Here is a 19,682-nt window from a genome sequence, read left to right as displayed (position 1 = left end):
TTTGTTTTTAATCTCCATTTCTTATCATATACATACTAAAGATCAGTGAAGGAGGTTTTTTTGTATGCAACATTCTTATTTCCCTTATGAACCTACACAGCAACTGCGCGTAGATACACAAAATAGAGAAATTAAAGTAATTGGTGAAGGAACAGCTGCAGCAATTCCAAATGAAATTTCCATGACGATTGGAACGCGCACGGAGAACCGAGATGTTCAAGAAGCCTTAAAAGAAAATTCAGCTGTTTCAAATACTCTGCTGCAAGAGATGAAAAACCTTGGAATCAATGACCAGCAAATTGAGACGGCTTCCTTTACCATAAATCCTAAATATGATTACAGTGATGGAAAATCGACTCTTACAGGATACGAAGTACAGCACTTGTTTAGAGTAAGAGTACAAGATGTAAAACAAGCTGGCGATGTCTATAACGCTACTTTTTCAAGCGGAGCCAATGTAGCGCAAGACCTTCAATTTCACGTTACGAATGATGATAAATATGAACAAGAAGCGATAAGTAAAGCTTTATTAAATGCCAAAGAAAAGGCCTTTACCATTGCTAATACGCTACAGCTTCCGATTAACCAAATCCCTATTTTAATCGAAGAAGGCCCCGTCTATCAGTCATCTGGCTCCTCGCCTAAGTTATTAGCAGCCTCTCCCCCTATTCAAGCTCAGTCCTTGACTGTATCTGCTTCTGTAAAAGTTACGTACACGTATTAATACTTGTGGTAAACTATAAGTTACTATAATGAAGAAACTAATCTAAAGGAGCTCTTTGCACAATGACTTCTGAACATTTACTAGCAGCTTATCAAACCCTATGGTTGAACCGTTCGTTCGCTTCCAAACAATCCATGACAAGTGAAGATCAGCTTCACGAAGCCATTCTGAAAGATTTAAAGGATGAAATGACTCATCCGCGCGTCCGACAAACACCGCATATAAAATATCATCTTGGCATAAAAAGAATTCTAAACAGCAGCCTTTCCTCTGATGAAAAAGTTGCGCTTACGTCACTATACACAAACCTTTTAGATAGCTGTATATAACTACAAAAAAGGACCTCCTTGATGGAAGTCCTTTTCTTTATTTAATTAAGGCTTTCTCTTCTAAGTTTTGAAAAACAGCGTTAAAGTCTTGCTTCAAATCCTCGAATTCCTCTAATCCTACGGAAAGGCGAAGAAGGGAATCAGTAATTCCTTTTTCATCACGTACTTCTTTTGGGATACTTGCATGAGACATTGTTGCAGGATGCGTTAAGATTGATTCAACTGCACCTAGACTAACGCCAATTGAAGCCAATTTGACTCCTTGTAAAATATGTCGTGCTACTTTTTCATCCTGTACTTGGAAAGAAATCATAGCTCCATATCCATTTGCTTGTTCTGAAATCAGTTTGTGATCCGGATGACTTTTTAAGCCTGGGTAGTATACACGGCTTACTAAAGATTGTTCTTCAAGCCACTTCGCAAACTGCAGTGCTGTTTTTAACTGCTGATCTAAACGAACTTTTAGTGTCTTGATTCCTCTAAGAAGCAAAAAACAATCTTGTGGTCCTAGAATAGCACCAAAAGCATTTTGTACAAACTTTACTTCTTCTGCTAGCTTTTCATCGCTTACCACAACTAAACCACCAATGACGTCACTGTGGCCGCTGATATATTTTGTAGCACTGTGAATCACAATATTTACACCAAGGTCAATCGGCTGCTGTAGATAAGGTGTTAAAAACGTGTTATCCACAATTGTAAGGATATTGCGCTCCTTCGCCAAACTTGCTACTGCTTTAATATCCGTTACGTGTAAAAATGGATTTGAAGGGCTTTCGATATAAATAGCCTTCGTATCTTTTGTGATAGCTTCTTCTACTTTCTCAACCTTCGTTGTATCAACAAAGGTTGTTTTAATACCAAACTTTGAAAATAACCGTGTTAATACACGATATGTCCCGCCGTACGTATCATGTGAAACTAAAATTTCATCCCCTGATTCAAAAATAGATAACACCGATGAGATGGCAGCCATACCTGATGAAAAAGCAAACCCAGCGTATCCATTTTCTAGCTGAGCAATGGTGTTTTCTAAAGCCTCACGAGTTGGGTTTCCTGAACGAGAATAGTCATAGCGGCCGTTGTTCGTCTCATCTTCTTGGTTAAATGTGGACACCTGATAAATAGGTACGTTAACCGCTCCAAAATGACCGTCAATTCCTGTATTTGCATGAATTAAGTTCGTACCAAATCTATGTTTATTATTGTTGGTATGCATCAAATGCCTCCTTCAAATCTTTAATTAAATCATCTGCGTGCTCAATTCCAACTGATAATCGCAGTAAACAGTTTGTTACTCCGACACGATTTCGAATTTCCTCGGGAATATCAGCGTGTGTTTGACGAGCTGGGAATGTCATCAAACTTTCCACACCTCCTAAGCTTTCTGCAAACGTAATAACTTTGACATTTTCCAAAAGCGTGGACACGATGTCAGGGCGTGAGACAGCAAAAGAAATCATGCCTCCAAATCCAGTCGCTTGTTTCTTCATGATTTCATAACCTGGATGTGTTTCAAGACCAGGGTAATACACTTTTTCTACGAGATCATGGGTAGTAAGCCAATTTGCAATTTTCAGTGCGTTTTCGTTATGTTTTTCCATACGAAGCGCTAGCGTCTTAACACCGCGCAATAACAACCAGCTATCTTGTGGACCTAAGATTGCCCCAGCTGCATTTTGATAAAAACGAATTTTCTCTCCTAAGCTACTACATCGAGCCACTACAAGACCAGCAACTACATCATTATGACCACCAATGTATTTGCTCGCACTATGTATCACAATATCTGCTCCAAGCTCTAAAGGACGCTGATAGTAAGGTGACATGAATGTATTGTCAACAATAGTAAGCAAATCATGCTGTTTAGCTAATGCAATAGCTTCTGGCAAATCAGTCACGTGCATCATTGGATTTGTAGGTGTTTCAATAAATAAAGCTTTCGTATTGGGACGAAGCGCATCTTTTACTTGATCGAGATGGGCTGTGTTGACGTACGAAACAGTAATTCCTTGCTCTGAAAAGATTTCATTTAGTACTCGGTACGTTCCTCCGTATAAGTCCTCTGATACAATTAAATGATCTCCGTTTTTAAATAGCGCTAAAACTGCCATTACACCCGCCATTCCTGAAGCGAATGCTACTCCTACTTCTCCTTTTTCTAAAGCTGCAATTGCTTCTTCCAATGCTGTACGAGTAGGGTTTGCCGTACGTGCATAGTCAAATCCTGTACTTTGCCCTAAAGCAGGATGAGCAAATGTTGATGCTTGGTAAATGGGTGTTGTAATAGAACCTGTTGAAGGGTCACGGCCTACTCCTGAACGAACTAATAAAGTTTCAATTTTCATCTATTTCTCTCCTTAACTCAAAATAAAAAACACTCTTCACAGATGGAAGAGTGTTCGTTTATACACGATTTCTCTCATCTGTTAGAACAATACTGATGTTCCACAGGAATTAGCACCGTTCAAATGAATGTCTCATTTGATGGTTGCCGGGCATCGCAGGGCCAGTCCCTCCGCCACTCTTGATAAGAGTTCTATATAATTGTTGTTGGTTAACGTTTGTTGTTAATAACTTTAATAAAGATTTTCTTTATTGTCAACATAATTTTCTAAAAAATTTAAATTATCTCATTTGTTTATTCGATGCACTTGTCCTGATAAGCGCATAAAAAAAGAGACGACAGCGAGGTCTCTTTTTCTAAGGCAAGTGCACAGATTTTACATGAGCTAACTTCCAATACATACTTTCTCCATTTGCCGTAATTAATTCAACAATATTATTAGAAACTTCTTTAAGTACGCCAATTTTTTCTGATTGATCTCCTAAGTCTAATACAACCAATTGATTTTCATATTTTTTAAGCTGCTCTTCAAAGTTTCTGACAAAAGGTGCAGAGGCAGGCCTTACTGGGAGCTCTTTGTCACTTAAAGAATAAGGGGTTAACTCGTTACTGTAAGGGGTAAGCCATTTTAAATGATGCAGAGAAACAAATACATTTTTATACACTGGAGAATAAAACACAAGATAATCATTCAGCACGCTTGTAATATAACCATGCAATGACTTTCCTCCTGTTACATAAATTTCAATAAATTTTCCTTTTGCCTGCTGTAAAATATTACGATAGGAAATCCGCTGACTTTCTTCTATTAAGTTCTCTTCTATTTCACGTAAAACCGTATAGTCTTCTTCTGATACTTCTCGCAAACGATGCATGTGTAAAAGAGGAATATACAAATAATCATGTCCATTATACAAAACCATAATATCTAATCCAAGATCAATAAGTCTGCCAACAAACGTCGTTTTACCTGAAATATCCAATTCCACAATTTTATTGATATAATGATTCATACTCATACTCATTCTCCTCCTTTTTCCTATATGATAGAAAAGGTGCTTTATAAGCACCTTTTATGTTCCATTTCATCATGCTTTCCAACGATAATTTTTCGTTTTAATAACTTTCTCGCCTGGTACTGAAGAGCGTGAACCTGTACGGCGTCCTCGAGAGCGATCGTCTGTGCGACCTCCTCCTGTACGGCGTCCTCCTGTACGTCCTCCCGTGCGGCTTCCTGTACGTTCTTCTTTAGACTTTGCAGATTCAGTCTCTCCATTTTCTTCTGTTTGCTCGTTATTTTGATTGTTGTCGTTTTGCTTAAAAGCTCCTTTTGCTCCTACACAAATGGTTTTAACGTGTCTTGGCTGTAAGCGTAATACTTGATTATTCTGAACAAGTGTAAATGTACCGTTTCGACTTTGTACTAACACGCCCTCTACGGCTTCAGGTCCTCCACCGTTGATAGATACCCATTTATGAGAAAGGTGTGCAAACAGATCGTTAAAATTCTTAGATTTCATATATTCTGGTTCTTGGCTCAAGAAGAGTTCATTTGCAGATTGATTATTTTGATTCCCATTGTTATTTTGATTCCCATCATTATTTTGATATTCACTTACACTCTTAACGTGTTCAGTGTTAATATAGATAACACCGTCATCCTCTGTGAGTAATACTATATAAGCAGATTCAAATGAACCTAAGACATCAAGAAGCTGACCTGCTTTTTTCTCAGGTCCACCTTGGTTAACCTGCACATATTTAGTTTTCATCAATGATAAAGTTCCAGCAAAAGTTTTTCCTCGATATAATTCTAATTCTGTGCTAATTCCTGTAAATGTTTGCGCCGAATTTGACATAGTATCTTCAGTAATGCTTTTTACATGAGCTAAGTGATAATATACAAGGGTATATTCTTGTTGATTATTATTTTGGTTGTTTTGGTTGTTTTGGTTGTTTTGATTGTTTTGATTGTTATTTTCACCATTATTGTTATTATTGTTATTATTGCTTTCTACCGCTAAGATTAAATAATCTGATTGCACGTCAACCAAATAACCTGTTTTAGATTCAGGTCCTCCACGATAAACGGTCACCACTCTTCCTTTTAGGGGTTTAAAGTGAGAAGAATAGCCTTTATCAGGCATTTGTACATTTCGGCTGCGCTTTTGGCTTGATTTTTGGCTTGATTTTTGACGTGGATTTTGATTTTGCCCTTGTTCTTGGTCATAGTAATAGTTACTCATTGTTTTTCCTCCTTATTAGTTATCCTTATTGGTCATTCATACTGTATATATACGTATCATGTACAGCTATTGATTTCCTTCATTTGCCTATTATTAACAAAATCCACTGTTGCCTATAAATCTATCCATATTTAAAGAGTCAAAAGGTTATTTTTAATATACGCTGTTCGTTCTTTTATAAAAGACAGCATAAAGTCGGGTTCTTTATAAAATTGCTCCATGTTATCTTTTACGTAAGGATCTTTTAATACATAAGGAGTGATATACTCATGCAGTTGATAAATGATTGGTTTCATATGTTCTATTGTAAATTGATTATTTAGAACATTGTTCATTTTTTGAATGTAATGTTTTTTAATGCTATCTACTGCCAATAAGCGAGCTGTAAGCGTGTTAAATCCTTGTGCACGGACGTAGTCCCCCTCCATTACTTTTCCATTTACATCTCTTCCCCAAGTTGCATCATAATCCCACGGAATCAGTTCAAATCGCCCGCTTTCATGATTTAGATAGAGAGCATAGTTATGGACAAAACCATCGTAATTCTGCATACAAATAATGCCAACTAACCAAGATAAGTAACAGTCGACGTTCAGATACTTATCAATATTCTGTTCGAATTCTGTATTTGTCCATGTATTAAGATTAAAGATAAACTTTTCTAATTTTTCCTCATCCCCTTGTTTTACTGCTTTATCTTCATATCCAGATAACAAAGTCGTTTTCGGCTTTTTATCCAAGTCGCTCATCAAAGAAAAATTAGCATCTCCGTCCACTGCATAAAATATGGATCCATCCGCTAAATTTCTTTTTTTCAAAAATAGTTCATCTACCGATTCGAGCTGAAGATATATCCCTTCATTTTTCCCATTAATCTTAAGAGTGACAAACTGAGAGTGAGGAGATAAAACGTCTAAGGAGGAGAAAAAATCGAGGGACAATTTGTTGCGCATAAGCGATGGATCTTTGTATTCAGCATTCAAGTGTATTTCTTTGGCACGCTGAAATATTTTTGGAGAATAAAATTCAATATAATATGACTTTTTCTTCATCTTCCGAATATGGGAGCCTCTTAGCAACAAATCAATATCGTAACGTTTTTTATTAAACTTCATCGTTGCCTGAAACGCTTCTTCTGACCAAATATCTCTTTGCATTTCCTTTAAATCTTTTACATTCACAAACAGAGCGTATTGAGGAATTTCTTTTTGCTTCATTACTCGACCACCTTTCTTCAATTATTAAAGTATATGAAGGGCAAATTCTCCATGATACCCCATCACATCAACTATTTCCGCAAACTCCACTTTTGACTTATATCAAGGACAAGCATCAGCGCGTATTCTATTAATGCAAGACCTAGTCCAATTGAAAAGGAGGTTTTTGTATTGCATATTACAGCTGAAAAAATTAAAGAGGCTGCTGAAGCTCTAGAATGTACAGAACTAAAATCTTTTATGTTTCAAGAGCCAACTGCCGGCCCACTAACAAGACGGCGTCGCTCTTCTCGTAGCACTGGCCGCAGTAGTCGCCGTTCTACTCGCGGTTCTCGTCGTTCTACTCGCGGCTCTCGCCGTTCTACTCGCGGTTCTCGCCGTTCTACTCGCCGCTCTCGTCGTTCTACTCGCCGCTCTCGTCGTTCTACTCGCCGCTCTCGTCGTTCTACCCGCCGTTCTCGTCGCTCTACTCGCCGCTCTCGTCGTTCTACTCGTCGCTCTCGTCGTTCTACTCGTCGCTCTCGTCGTTCTACTCGTCGCTCTCGTCGTTCTACTCGCCGTTCTCGTCGTTCTACTCGTCGCTCTCGTCGTTCTTAATTTCCCTAAACAATCATCTTTATTGCAAAAAAAACGCCGAAGAACCATGAGTGTCTTCGGCGTTTTTTTCCACTTATAGAAGGGGCACATTTGGAAATATACTAAGATGGGATGTTATTCATTTTACATCATAAAGAAGGAGAGGTTTTATGAAAAAAAACAAGCATCAAATTTCAACTTCATCAACAACAGATGTCGAAGAAGTCAAACGTTTAAATGCTCAGTCTGGATTAACTTACAATGAAGTATTTACACTTCTTGGAGAAACCTATTTGAAAAATCAAAAGGAAAAATAATAAGCAGGGACTAGAAAACACCTTCTAGTCCTTACACTTTGAAAATCCCGGAAAATCCTTTTACTAGAGATGTTAATTGGTTCATGGCTCCCATCATCTGCCCCGCAGTATTCATCATCTTGTTCATATCGTAATTGCCATCACTCGATTTAAACTGAGACATTAATGACTGAAATTGAGAAGGCTGGGGCTTTTGCTGCTGAGCTTTAGGGTATGGATTAAAAGGCGCACCAGCATTATTGTACATGGGCTGCTGGTACATTCCGTTCATATAGGGAATTTGCTGAGGACCAAAAGGCATTTGTTGCTGAGCGTACGGATGTTGCGGCATATAAGCTTCCGTCCATGGCTGCTGATGATACTGTGGAAATGGATGTACCTGACTTAAATCAAAACGTTCTGGTTGATGTTGCTCATAATACGGATAGTGCTTACTTGTATACATGCAAAATCAATACCTCCTTTTTAATATTACATAATATATAGTATGTATGCAGAAATAAGAGGTGACGTTCGTCTACTTGTACTTTTGGAAACCACATTCGAAAATATGTAGGTTTCTGTCGAAAGTTTAAATTTTTCAAAAAAACGAGATTATTTAAATATATGGTACGATAAGAACAAGTGATACTACCTATACGTAGTGGCACAAATGGGGATTAGGAGGGAATTTACATGTATGTGAACGAACTTCAAGAAGCTTTTATTGCGGTGAAACAATATGAGCCGCAGTCAAGTAATGAATTACTCGATTTTGCCCAGCAGCAGTATTTAAAAGGTTTTTTAACTCCTATGAATTACAAAGCCGCTGTGCGTGAACTCGAACAAATTGGAGCTACTAAGCCCGATTTTAGTGCACAAGATGATTAATTTTTTTACTACCACCGAGAAATCGGTGGTTTCTTTGTTTCCTATAAAGGGAACACATACTTCTTTTTTGACTTGTTTATACTATAAAAGCTTTAATGTAGTATTCAATAAAGGAGGTCTATCTCATGAGTCGTGGAAAACATTTTGATCATAAAAAGCAAGGACAAAGCGCAGTAACGAAAACAAATAACGCCGTTGCTTCTAAACATACCGAAAAAGTTGATTATCATATCGATACAGTCGCTTCACAAGATCACCCAGCTGTTTCTATCCAACCTCAAAAAGATTTTGATTAACTTTTTATTGATAATGATAAAAGGCCTAAAGAGTTTCCTCTTTAGGCCTCCATAGAAAATCCCCACCTTGTAGATCTTAACGGAAGGCCGGGATTTAATTATTCAATATCGACTCGAGCACATACTTGTTTGAGTGATACATCTTTTTAAATCGCTTTTCTCGCGTCTCGGGATAAAATGACTGTAGTACAACGTTTTGTAAATTTTCTTTTAACGTCTCTACTTGATTAACATGAATATATTTTGGTCGATCCTTCTTCAGCCATTCCGTTACAAGACTAGCCCATTCATCGAGTTCTTTGAAGAAAATATCTCCATAAGGCTTTACTTCTTCAAAAAATTTCACTTCATAATTTTCTTCCTGTTGAATAGACGCTAATCGTTCTACAGCTACTTCATTATATTGAAACATGTTCTCCGTACTTTTTTTCACATCTTCATTCATCGTTATTCGTCACCTCTACGATGACTATTGTAACATAAACAATCTTTATACTGTATGAAGAACCATTTCTCTTCGGCTTCTACCCCATTCTGTTCCGGAAGGCATGCTTTCATACACAGCTACTTCAATTTCTTGCAGTGATTGGTCAATGCGATGAACTTGTTCCATATATGTTTCTTCACAATGTGTAAATGCTTCATTTATAGATGTAGACATCGTTTTATCCACTAAATCTACTTGCTCTAGTAAGCTATCTAATAAAGTCATCATTTCGCTTGTTTTAACCATACTTTGTTTCATCGCCATCCCTCCAAATTTTCCTTTGCATAACGTATTCTCCCTTTTTTTCATTGTCCCTTCACACATGACAAAACTAGTTTCTATTCGTCAAAGAAAGATGTTTTCGACATTTTCATTTATGGTGAATCGAAAGAGACCATATTGAAAACACTAGTATAGACATTTCAGTTAAGCGGATACATTCTGCTGCTGAACGTTCATTAAAACATGATAGGAGGTGCCTAGATATGGCCAACAAACAGCAAAAATCACAGCCTAAAAATAAGCCTGAAACAAAAACCTACGGTGATCCTAAAAAGTTAAACGGTCCTAACCAGCCTTCTACTTAAGAACAAAACGGTCACTTGTGACCGTTTTTATTTACATTAAATACTTGCGCTACTTTCATTAATATATGTAGCTGCTTTTGTTTTTGAAGATACCATGTTGTAAAATGAACTTTCTTTGGAAAAGGCGGCTTTTTCATGAGCTTTCGTTCGTCTTTTTTCGTTAAAAACCACTTTTCTCTCTTCTTTTCGTGATGTCTAATAGCCGGATACACCTTTCTAAGAGCAGGTGTACAACAACTGGTTTCATTTAAAAAATACTGCTCATAATCGTATCTCGAACCTGTATGCTTTGTTTTCAAAGAAAATTCATAAAACAAGGGATAATATTTTTCATGAAATAATAAAGCCGCTAATTTCTTCCCCAAATCAATACGATTATTTACTTTTGTAAAATCATGAACAGAACAGCCGTATAGCTCCCCTTTTGTAGTAGGAAAAAGGACGGAACTGAAGTGAAATATATCTTGAAAAAAAAACAGCATACTTTTAAACACTCTATCTTGATAAAAAGGCTGTTCAATAACGGGCTTTTGAATAACATGTTGCTCATTCACAATTAACGCATGAATAAGCTGCAGTTCACAAGGTCTCTGCATAAATTGTCTCCACTTCTCCTCGATAAAAGATGAAACATTTAAATAGGGAAGTAAATGAACGTAAGAGACATGTTTTTTACGCGAAACAGCATACAATAGTAATTGTGGAAAGGCGTCTTTAAAAATAAGCCAATTTGCTCTTTCATACGTTAAAAATAATAAATCGCGCCTTTGCTTTGATAACGCTTTTTTCATTTTTTCTCCTTGCAAATCACACATATTCCACCCTGCGTTGCGTGATACCATACTTGCGAGAAATGCCCACTTTACTTCAGGATATCTATGATAAAAAGTTGCATAAGCTTGGGTTCTTGATATATTATCAATATTCAGCTTGTCTGTTGTTTTTTTAATCGCCGTCAACAGCGCTTGTTCCGAACTATTGAGTGACATCTCTTCATCTTCTTTCATCTATTTTTATTTGTAGGATTTGGTATAATAGAATTTGTTTGTTTAATAGATTTACACTAAAGGAGTGATGGTTATGATTCGCTATCCTAACGGAAAGGCCTATAAGCCATTAAATACCAGCAGTCCTTCCCCTAAAAAGCTAGAAGCTAGCTATAGCAATCGTGGTATGACGCTGGAGGACGATTTAAACGAAACAAACGAATACTATGTTTCAAAAGGAATAGCCATTGTTCACAAAAAACCAACCCCTGTTCAAATTGTAAAAGTAGACTATCCGAAGAGAAGTGCCGCTGTTATCAAAGAAGCTTATTTTAAGCAGGCTTCTACTACAGACTATAACGGAGTCTATAAAGGAAAATACCTTGACTTTGAAGCAAAAGAAACGAGAAATAAAACCTCATTTCCGCTGCGTAATTTTCATGAACATCAAATTGAACATATGAAGCAAATTGTGAAACAAAACGGGATTTGTTTCGTTATATTAATGTTCTCTACTTTACAAGAAATATACTTGTTCGAAGCACAGTTCCTTTTTCCTTATTGGGATGCCATGAAAAAAGATGGACGAAAATCAATCCCTAAGGCAGATATTGAAAAAAAAGGACATTTCATCGAACTTGGTTACCATCCGAGAATCGATTACATAAAAACTATAGATAAATTATACTTTTAAGAGTATGATATATATGTTTACGGAAATCATTCTCTTACAATGTGTTGAAAGGTAGGAGTTTTTATGTCAGATAATTATCGCTCTCGTGAAGAACGACGAAGAGCTATGAATGACAACAAACCAGAAGGTAAATCTCAAGGAAAACCGAAAAAGAAGAAAAAAGGAGGCCTATTTCGTAAAATTGTTGCCGCAGTTTTACTGATAGGAATCATCGGGCTCATTGCCGGAGTGGGAACTTTTTTTGCTATGATAAGCGATGCTCCAAAAGTTGATGACTCGGTATTAAAAAACTCTTTTTCATCTAAAGTATATGCAAACGATGGAAAGACAGTTGTAAAAGAAATTGGAGCTCAAAAACGTACATATGTGCAATACGATGAAATCCCTCAAGTCGTCAAAAACGCATTTATCGCTACGGAAGACGTTCGCTTTTATAAACATCACGGCGTCGACTTTTACCGTATTGGCGGAGCATTAATGGCGAACTTTAAAAACGGCTTCGGTGCTGAGGGCGGTAGTACGATTACTCAGCAAGTGGTAAAGAATTCGTTCTTATCACCAAAGAAGACGGTTAAACGTAAAGTACAAGAAATGTGGTTAGCTTACCAGCTTGAGCGTAAATATTCGAAGCAACAAATTCTTGAAATGTATTTAAACAAAATATATTTCGCATCAGGTGAAGTATACGGTATTGAACGAGCAGCCGAAAAATTCTACGGAGTTAAAAGCGTAAAAGATTTAACTCTTGATGAAGCTGCTATGTTGGCAGGCTTACCAAAAGCGCCAACTACTTATAACCCAGTTACAAATCCAGAGAATGCTACTAAACGCCGTAACACAGTATTAAACTTAATGGCTAAAAACGGCTTCATTACACAAGCCGAGGCTGACAAAGCAAAACAAGTAGATGTACAAGCTCACTTAGCTAAACAAACTGAATCAACATCTAAGTACGATGTATTTATTGATCAAGTAATCGAGGAAGTAAAAAAGAAAACAGACGCGGATCCATTTTCTGCGGGCTTAGAAATTTATACAACGCTTGACACTGATGCTCAGGACTATGTGGATGATGTGATGAATAACAAAGTCGTTAACTTCCCGAACGATAAATTCCAAGCAGGTCTTGTCGTTGTAGATAATGAAACAGGCGGTATTCAAGCGATTGGAGGCGGACGTAATCGTGTATCTGGCGGCTTAAACTTTGCAACGAATATGAGACGTCAGCCCGGGTCAACAATTAAGCCGATTTTAGATTACGGTCCAGCGATTGAGAACTTAAAGTGGTCCACTGGACAACCGATAAAAGATGAAGAATATCATTATTCAAACGGCACGCCAATCCGAAACTTTGGACGTAACTATAAAGGCTGGGTTTCAGCGCGTGAAGCTTTAGGGCGCTCACTGAACATCCCTGCTTTAAAAGCGTTCCAAGCAACTGGTGCGGACAAAGCAAAAGAGTTCGCTACAGGCCTTGGGCTGAAATTAGACGAGGAAGACGGCGAAGCTTATTCTGAATCTTATTCTATTGGGGGCTTCCGTACTGGTGTTACGCCTCTACAAATGGCCGGAGCTTACAGCGCTTTTGCAAATGAAGGTGTGTACAATGCACCTCATACAGTTACAAAAGTAAAATTCCCTGACGGAACAGAAATTGATTTAACGCCAAAATCAAAACGTGCAATGCAAGATTATACGGCATTTATGATGACGGACATGATGAAATCTGTCGTAAACGAATCATATGGTACAGCTCGTGCTGTTCGTACACCAGGATTAGAAATTGCGGGTAAAACAGGAACTTCAAACTTTAGTGCTGATGAGAAAAAACGATACAATATTCCAGACGCTGGTGAAAAAGACGTTTGGTTTAATGGATTTACGCCAAACTATACAATTTCCGTATGGACAGGCTATGAAACTGCTAAAGACGGCTATATTTTAAGTGCTAGTGAAACAGGCATGGCAAAAAATATCTTTAAGCATGTTATTACTCATATTTCTGAAGGCAAACCTAAAGGAAGTTTCAAACAGCCGGACAGCGTAGTTGAACGTTCTGTGGAAAAACCAACAGGCAAAGACTTAAAACGTCCAAGCGGCTCTACTCCTTCGAGCTTAATCACTAAAGAATACTTTGTACGCGGTACTGCACCGACAAAAGTATCTCAAACATTTGTGAAGAAAGAAAAAGAAAAAGAAAAAGAAGAAAAGAAAGAAGATAAAAAAGAGGACAAAAAAGACAATAAAGATGTGAAGCCAAAAATTACTGCTTCGTATAGCGGAGGAGCAATTTCTGTTAACTGGTCAGCGTCAAACGCAGCCAGTGATACGACCTTTACCGTCACAATGTCATCACCTAGCGGTTCTGAACAACTCGCATCTGGCGCAGGAGCCGGTGGAAAAACAATTTCCAGCCCCGCACCAGGCGCAACGTATAGTTTCACCGTAACAACAAATACGGGCGAAAGCGCTAGTTCTTCTGTAAAAGTTCCTGATTCATCAGATCAAGCTACCGAAGATGATTCTACTAAGCCTGAAGATGATGGAACAACGGACAATAATCAAAATGAAGACAATAGCAACACTGATCAAAACAACGGCTCTGATCAAGGTGACGATTCATCTACGCAACCGGACGATAACCAAAACAGCAATAATGGCAACAATAACGGCGGAAACAATAGCGGAAATACCGATAATAACAATAATGATAGCGGTAATGCTAACAATGGTAATAGCGGTAACAACAATAATAACGGAGGCACAACAACTCCTCCAGCAGACAACGGTGGAAGTGACTCAGGAAGTCAAACGCCGTCAACACCTGCTACACCATCAACGCCGTCAACACCTGCTACGCCTGCTACACCGCAGCAAGAGCCAACAACTGAAAATTAACGTAGCAGTAAAAAGCCCCTACACGTGTAGGGGCTTTATTTTTTATGAAAAATAAGCATTTTTGCATATTGCTTACGCAGTTCATTAAATAATTCTGTCAGCTGAATATAGGATTGATAAGAAGAAACTCGCTGCAATAAAAACATAAGCCTCTCAGCACAGTTAATAGGCTTATAGGTTAAATCTGCTATATCTTCCTGCAGTTGATTTAACCGTCGAACGGGCTGTCCATTAATCCAAAACAATAAACTAATGTACATAGCAGCTGCTTGTTTCATATAAGGAGCTGCTTTTTTTGCTTTTCGCTGAGAAAAAAGCATATGCAGCTCTTCCTTTTGAGTTTCCCACTTCTCAAAAAATGGCCGTATGTCCTTTTGAACATCTCTCCAAGGTGTTTTCGTTTCCTTGTGTACATCATATAAAATATCATAAGCAAAAAAAGACCTTCCATTCTTTGCATCTACTTCAAGCATCCGATCTTCTTTTGAATAGAATGGTTCGTATATAAAATGTGACGGCACTTCAATTGATAACATCTGTCTTCTTCTCTTTTCCTTTCATTCGTTTCTTTCCTTCTCTACAAAGGTCAAGAAGCGGGCAGACATGACATTGAGGAGACTGTGCTTTACAATGATAGCGTCCAAAAAAGATAAGGCGATGATGCGTAACTGACCATTCATCTTTCGGAATCTTTCGCATCAGCGTTTTTTCTACTTCCAAAACAGAATCTTTCCACCTGCAAATCCCAAGGCGTTTACTCACGCGTTCTACATGCGTATCTACTGCTATTGATGGTACTCCAAAAGCTACAGATACAACAACGTTAGCCGTCTTTCGCCCTACTCCTGGGAGATTAGTCAGCTCATCACGATCTCTTGGAACTTCTCCTCCATATTCATCAATCAGCATACGGCAAAGCTTTTGAATATTTTTAGCTTTGTTTCTATATAAGCCGATTGATCTAATATCTTGCTGCAGCTCTTCTAACGAAACGGCTAAATAGTCTTCAGGCGTTTGATATTTCTTAAATAAATCCGCTGTTACGCGGTTGACTAAAGCATCTGTACACTGAGCAGATAGCGCTACAGCAATAACTAAATCAAAGGGATTTCGATGATTTAATTCACAGTGAGCGTCAGGAAACATTTCCGCCATAGCATCTAGACACTGTCTGATTTGTTTTAACGTTAACATACTAGTTCTCCTTCTTCTTACAGGTAGTTCCCTCCTATTTTACAATAGGGTTCCTGTCAAATGCTACTTTTGCCCATATTCTTTTAAAAAAAGCTGCTTCAAGATTCAATTACTTGGATCCTGAAGCAGCTTTTTATCCTGTCATTTCATTGCTCTAGCCAGTTAAAAAAAGGAATGGCTGATGTAGACTGTGAAGGATTAACAGACGGTAGTTTTTTGGGCTGTTGATTTTGACGAAACTTTTGGCTATGCTTACGGGCTTGATCAATTGTCCGAATACCATTTTTCTTCCATTCAAATAAAATACGATCAATGTACCGAAAGTTTAATTTTCCAGACATCACCGATTCTCTTAGTGCCGCTTTAATAATAATGGGATCATGATGATCTTGATCAATCCACATCGCTAGCGTTTCGCATTCAAACGGAGACAACGCTCGGCCAAACTCTTTTTCAAACATTGTATATAAATTAAGCTCTTCTTGTTCTTCTTCGCTTTTTTCTACTTCTCTTGTTTCTTGCATCATATGATGAATAAGCTTTTCCCAAAGCGGTTTTAATGAATAACGTTCACAAATAAGGGCATTTTGCTGTTGATCTTGCTCAATGGATAAAAAACCGCGCTGAATTAATGCTCGCAGCGTATCCATACAGACAGCACTTGAAATACTCATTTTTGCCGCTAATTCGTTAGGTGTCGGGAAACCCTCACCGCCTTCAATGGAAACATAAATATGCATTAACGTCATGAATTCCGTTTCGTTCATTCCCAAATCGCTATAGTGATTAAACAACAGCTTCGGAATCGAAACTGTGCCTTGTTCAAACCATTCAATTAACGTTTCTTTTTTCATATCCGAACACCTCAGTAGTTAGTATATCATGAAGTTTATAGTCAAAGTAATAATTATTCGAAGCTAAAAAAGCTTCTATGTAAAACTTTCCGCTGAAACCGCACCATTGATCTGCACATATAAAACATATCTGAACGATGACTTTCTTCCAAAAATATTACACTAACTTATTTTTTCAAGATTTGCAACTCCCTTTTAAGTTAGAGTCTCTTCTATATTTACCTTTGTTTCCTTCTGATATAGGTAAAAGCCTCGTTTTTCTTTTCTTTGTATGATTCATCAAAAAAGCTAAAAAAGTATCCTGACTACAGGAGTCAGAATACTTTTTTCACTTCCTTACGGGTATAAACGGTTTAATAAGCGTGGGAATGGAATGGTTTCACGAACGTGTTCTACGCCGCTAATCCATGCTACTGTACGCTCAAGACCTAAACCAAATCCTGAATGCGGAACTGAGCCATACTTGCGAAGCTCTAAATACCACTTATACGTTTCTGTATCTAATTTGTGCTCTTCTACACGCTGAGCTAAAAGCTTTTGATCATGAATACGCTCAGAGCCTCCAATGATTTCTCCGTAGCCTTCTGGTGCGATTAAGTCTGCACATAATACTACGTCTTCATTTGTTGGATCTGGCTGCATATAAAACGGTTTTAATGACGTTGGATAGTGTGTAATAAATACCGGCTTGTCATAGCTTTCTGCGATAGCCGTTTCATGCGGTGCTCCAAAGTCATCTCCCCACTGAATGTCTGTAAATCCTTTTTCATGTAAGAATTTAAGAGCCTCATCGTACGAAATACGCGGGAATGGCGCTTTAATTTGTTCTAACTTAGATGTATCACGGCCTAGTACATTTAACTCTAACTTACAGTTGGCTAAAACAGACTGTACGACATGAGACACATACTCTTCCTGTAATTTCAAGTTATCTTCGAATTGGTAGAAAGCCATCTCTGGTTCAATCATCCAAAACTCAATTAAATGGCGACGTGTTTTGGATTTTTCAGCGCGGAATGTTGGACCGAATGAAAATACTTTTCCAAGCGCCATTGCTGCTGCTTCCATATAAAGCTGTCCACTTTGAGAAAGGTATGCATCTTCGTCAAAGTATTTCGTGTGGAATAATTCTGTTGTGCCTTCAGGAGCACTTCCCGTTAGGATTGGAGGATCTACTTTTGTAAACCCGTTTTCGTTAAAGAATTCATACGTTGCACGAATAATTTCGTTACGAACCTTCATAACAGCATGTTGACGTTTAGAACGCAGCCATAAATGACGGTTATCCATTAAGAACTCTGTTCCATGTTCTTTTGGCGTAATTGGATAATCAACAGCTTCATGAATAACTTCAAGGCTTGTAACTGTTAACTCATAGCCAAACGGTGAACGCTCATCTTCACGTACCACACCTGTTACATATAGTGATGATTCTTGCGTGATAGATTTAGCTAATTTAAAAGTTTCTTCTTCTACTTCAGCTTTTACAACTACCCCTTGCATGAATCCAGATCCATCGCGCAGCTGTAAAAAGGCAATTTTACCACTTGAACGTTTATTCGCTAACCAAGCACCGATTGTTACTTCTTTTCCTACATGCTTGCTTGCTTCTGAAATCGTAATTTTCACGATTAATATCCCTCCAAAAAACTTACATTTCGTAATTATGTATGCCATCCTATTATACATTTCGACAAACATAATAACAAGTAACAAACAAAAAGAGCCTTTTAACACGTGTAGTTTGTGCTAAAAGGCTCTTTTTGTTCTAGATATAATCCTTTTTATTTCATATGACGGGTCATAAATGAATGAATGCGTTCCACTGCTTTTTCTAGCAGATCTAATGATGTAGCATAAGAAAGACGTACGTTTTCAGGTGAACCGAATCCTGATCCAGGTACTAGCGCTACCTTCTCTTCTTCTAAAATAGCTTCTACCCATGCATCAACTGTATCAAAACCAGTTAACTTTGCAGCTTCAATTGCATTAGGGAATAAATAGAAAGCACCTTGTGGTTTTAAGCATGAGAATCCTGGAATGTTAATCAGCTTTTCATGAATCACGTTTAGACGCTCTTCAAAAGCTTGTCGCATCATTTCCACCGGCTCCTGAGTGCCGTTATAAGCGGCAATTGTGGCATATTGAGCAATAGATGTTGGATTTGACGTGCTGTGACTCGCTAGGTTTGTCATCGCTTTAATAATTGTGGCATCACCAGCCGCATATCCAATGCGCCAGCCCGTCATGGAATGTGACTTAGAAACACCGTTAATGATAATTGTTTTTTCTTTTAACGCTGGTGAAAGCTGTGCAATCGATACATGTTCATTTTGACCATACACAAGCTTTTCATAAATTTCATCTGATACGATAAAAATATTGTGCTTCAAGCAAACTTCTCCTAAAGCTTGAAGCTCTTCTCTCGTGTAAATCATACCTGTTGGGTTGCTTGGTGAATTGATAATAACAGCTTTGGTTTTAGCAGTAATAGCCGCTTCTAATTGTTCAGGTGTGATTTTAAATTCGTTATTTTCAGAACCTTCAACGAATACTGGTGTGCCTTCTGCTAACTTTACTTGCTCAGGATAACTTACCCAGTAAGGAGTTGGGATAATCACTTCGTCACCTTCGTCTAATAGAACTTGAAATAACGTATACAGTGCGTGCTTAGCACCTGTAGAAACAATAATTTCAGAAGGTGAATACGTCAGGCCTTGGTCGCGTTTGAATTTTTCAATTACCGCTTCTTTTAATGGTGCAAGGCCGCCTGCTGGCGTATATTTTGTCTGACCATCATTCATTGCTGTGACAGCCGCTTCTAAAATGTGCTGTGGCGTATTAAAATCAGGTTCCCCTGCTCCAAGTCCAATCACATCATGACCAGCCGCTTTCAATTCTTTCGCTTTTGCTGTAATCGCTAATGTTGATGATGGCGTTAATGCTGATACACGTTTTGCTAACTTCACTAAAATCTCCCCCTATGAACTAAAGCTATAATCAGCCCGCAAGCTGATTATAGATAAAAAATTGGCTTCATTTTCATAAAGCGCTGAAATC

23 protein-coding genes and 1 riboswitch are annotated in these 19,682 nt (G+C 38.0%); of the genes, 9 read left to right on the top strand and 14 right to left on the bottom strand.

Annotation, left to right across the window (positions count from 1 at the left end; genetic code table 11):
* The first annotated feature begins 64 nt into the window (after positions 1-64).
* The gene (locus tag M3225_RS16450; RefSeq protein ID WP_251395416.1) at positions 65-724 is read left to right on the top strand and encodes an SIMPL domain-containing protein; all 660 of its coding nucleotides are present in this window, start codon (positions 65-67) and stop codon (positions 722-724) included.
* Positions 725-786: 62 nt separating this feature from the next.
* Positions 787-1,053, top strand: a complete 267-nt coding sequence (locus tag M3225_RS16445) for a hypothetical protein (RefSeq protein ID WP_251395414.1) — start codon at positions 787-789, stop codon at positions 1,051-1,053.
* 37 nt (positions 1,054-1,090) lie between these two features.
* Here the strand turns inward: M3225_RS16445 and M3225_RS16440 are convergent, their stop codons facing one another.
* From M3225_RS16440 to M3225_RS16420, 5 genes are all read right to left on the bottom strand, one after another.
* Positions 1,091-2,272: a trans-sulfuration enzyme family protein gene (locus M3225_RS16440; RefSeq protein ID WP_251395412.1), complete on the bottom strand. Its 1,182-nt coding sequence runs from the start codon at positions 2,270-2,272 to the stop codon at positions 1,091-1,093.
* Positions 2,256-3,401, bottom strand: coding sequence for a trans-sulfuration enzyme family protein (locus tag M3225_RS16435; protein ID WP_251395410.1), 1,146 nt, complete (start codon positions 3,399-3,401; stop codon positions 2,256-2,258). Before M3225_RS16435 ends, M3225_RS16440 begins: the two co-directional genes overlap by 17 nt.
* 71 nt (positions 3,402-3,472) lie before the next feature.
* Positions 3,473-3,590, bottom strand: a riboswitch (SAM riboswitch).
* A 166-nt stretch (positions 3,591-3,756) separates the two neighbouring features.
* Entirely contained in the window at positions 3,757-4,419 is a 663-nt protein-coding gene (locus M3225_RS16430; RefSeq protein WP_014460954.1) for a hypothetical protein, read from the bottom strand.
* A 69-nt stretch (positions 4,420-4,488) separates the two neighbouring features.
* A complete protein-coding gene (locus M3225_RS16425) occupies positions 4,489-5,547 on the bottom strand; it encodes a spore coat protein (RefSeq protein ID WP_445164675.1) in 1,059 nt (352 codons plus the stop codon).
* 230 nt (positions 5,548-5,777) lie between these two features.
* Positions 5,778-6,863, bottom strand: coding sequence for a CotH kinase family protein (locus tag M3225_RS16420; RefSeq protein WP_251395406.1), 1,086 nt, complete (start codon positions 6,861-6,863; stop codon positions 5,778-5,780).
* 171 nt (positions 6,864-7,034) lie between these two features.
* On the opposite strand from M3225_RS16420, the gene M3225_RS16415 reads away from it, so the two are divergent.
* Complete coding sequence (locus M3225_RS16415; RefSeq protein WP_251395404.1) at positions 7,035-7,460, top strand: CotG/ExsB N-terminal domain-containing protein; 426 nt, start codon at positions 7,035-7,037, stop codon at positions 7,458-7,460.
* 149 nt (positions 7,461-7,609) lie between these two features.
* Positions 7,610-7,756: a hypothetical protein gene (locus M3225_RS16410; RefSeq protein WP_251395402.1), complete on the top strand. Its 147-nt coding sequence runs from the start codon at positions 7,610-7,612 to the stop codon at positions 7,754-7,756.
* Positions 7,757-7,787: 31 nt separating this feature from the next.
* Here M3225_RS16410 and M3225_RS16405 read toward each other — a convergent pair whose 3' ends face one another.
* Entirely contained in the window at positions 7,788-8,201 is a 414-nt protein-coding gene (locus tag M3225_RS16405; RefSeq protein WP_013056116.1) for a YppG family protein, read from the bottom strand.
* 230 nt (positions 8,202-8,431) lie between these two features.
* Here M3225_RS16405 and M3225_RS16400 point away from each other — a divergent pair, with 230 nt between their 5' ends.
* Together M3225_RS16400 and M3225_RS16395 are read left to right on the top strand one after the other, a co-directional pair.
* Positions 8,432-8,626: a YppF family protein gene (locus M3225_RS16400; protein WP_013056115.1), complete on the top strand. Its 195-nt coding sequence runs from the start codon at positions 8,432-8,434 to the stop codon at positions 8,624-8,626.
* Between the two features lie 125 nt (positions 8,627-8,751).
* Positions 8,752-8,922 (top strand): hypothetical protein, encoded by a 171-nt coding sequence (locus M3225_RS16395; RefSeq protein WP_164797456.1) that lies wholly within the window; start codon positions 8,752-8,754, stop codon positions 8,920-8,922.
* A gap of 94 nt (positions 8,923-9,016) precedes the next feature.
* Here the strand turns inward: M3225_RS16395 and M3225_RS16390 are convergent, their stop codons facing one another.
* Positions 9,017-9,367: a YppE family protein gene (locus M3225_RS16390; RefSeq protein ID WP_251395400.1), complete on the bottom strand. Its 351-nt coding sequence runs from the start codon at positions 9,365-9,367 to the stop codon at positions 9,017-9,019.
* 45 nt (positions 9,368-9,412) lie between these two features.
* The gene (locus tag M3225_RS16385) at positions 9,413-9,667 is read right to left on the bottom strand and encodes a hypothetical protein (protein ID WP_251395398.1); all 255 of its coding nucleotides are present in this window, start codon (positions 9,665-9,667) and stop codon (positions 9,413-9,415) included.
* 227 nt (positions 9,668-9,894) lie between these two features.
* Here M3225_RS16385 and M3225_RS29955 point away from each other — a divergent pair, with 227 nt between their 5' ends.
* Positions 9,895-9,996, top strand: a complete 102-nt coding sequence (locus M3225_RS29955; protein WP_016763465.1) for a hypothetical protein — start codon at positions 9,895-9,897, stop codon at positions 9,994-9,996.
* A gap of 11 nt (positions 9,997-10,007) precedes the next feature.
* Here the strand turns inward: M3225_RS29955 and M3225_RS16380 are convergent, their stop codons facing one another.
* The gene (locus tag M3225_RS16380) at positions 10,008-11,003 is read right to left on the bottom strand and encodes a DUF2515 family protein (RefSeq protein WP_251395396.1); all 996 of its coding nucleotides are present in this window, start codon (positions 11,001-11,003) and stop codon (positions 10,008-10,010) included.
* A 73-nt stretch (positions 11,004-11,076) separates the two neighbouring features.
* On the opposite strand from M3225_RS16380, the gene recU reads away from it, so the two are divergent.
* Positions 11,077-11,676: a Holliday junction resolvase RecU gene (gene recU / locus M3225_RS16375; protein WP_013082333.1), complete on the top strand. Its 600-nt coding sequence runs from the start codon at positions 11,077-11,079 to the stop codon at positions 11,674-11,676.
* A 63-nt stretch (positions 11,677-11,739) separates the two neighbouring features.
* Entirely contained in the window at positions 11,740-14,574 is a 2,835-nt protein-coding gene (locus tag M3225_RS16370) for a PBP1A family penicillin-binding protein (protein ID WP_251395394.1), read from the top strand.
* A 35-nt stretch (positions 14,575-14,609) separates the two neighbouring features.
* Here M3225_RS16370 and M3225_RS16365 read toward each other — a convergent pair whose 3' ends face one another.
* The 5 genes from M3225_RS16365 to M3225_RS16345 all read right to left on the bottom strand — a co-directional run bounded on the left by M3225_RS16365 (position 14,610) and on the right by M3225_RS16345 (position 19,591).
* Complete coding sequence (locus tag M3225_RS16365; protein WP_251395392.1) at positions 14,610-15,110, bottom strand: YpoC family protein; 501 nt, start codon at positions 15,108-15,110, stop codon at positions 14,610-14,612.
* Complete coding sequence (nth, locus tag M3225_RS16360; protein ID WP_251395390.1) at positions 15,097-15,768, bottom strand: endonuclease III; 672 nt, start codon at positions 15,766-15,768, stop codon at positions 15,097-15,099. Before nth ends, M3225_RS16365 begins: the two co-directional genes overlap by 14 nt.
* A 146-nt stretch (positions 15,769-15,914) precedes the next feature.
* Positions 15,915-16,622, bottom strand: a complete 708-nt coding sequence (locus M3225_RS16355) for a DnaD domain-containing protein (protein WP_251395388.1) — start codon at positions 16,620-16,622, stop codon at positions 15,915-15,917.
* A 336-nt stretch (positions 16,623-16,958) separates the two neighbouring features.
* Positions 16,959-18,251, bottom strand: a complete 1,293-nt coding sequence (gene asnS, locus M3225_RS16350) for an asparagine--tRNA ligase (RefSeq protein WP_251395386.1) — start codon at positions 18,249-18,251, stop codon at positions 16,959-16,961.
* Between the two features lie 155 nt (positions 18,252-18,406).
* Positions 18,407-19,591 (bottom strand): pyridoxal phosphate-dependent aminotransferase, encoded by a 1,185-nt coding sequence (locus M3225_RS16345; RefSeq protein WP_251395384.1) that lies wholly within the window; start codon positions 19,589-19,591, stop codon positions 18,407-18,409.
* Between the last annotated feature and the right edge of the window lie 91 nt (positions 19,592-19,682).

The organism is Priestia aryabhattai (genome assembly GCF_023715685.1).
Classification (GTDB): domain Bacteria; phylum Bacillota; class Bacilli; order Bacillales; family Bacillaceae_H; genus Priestia; species Priestia aryabhattai_B.
This window is presented reverse-complemented; position numbering and strand designations above follow the sequence as displayed.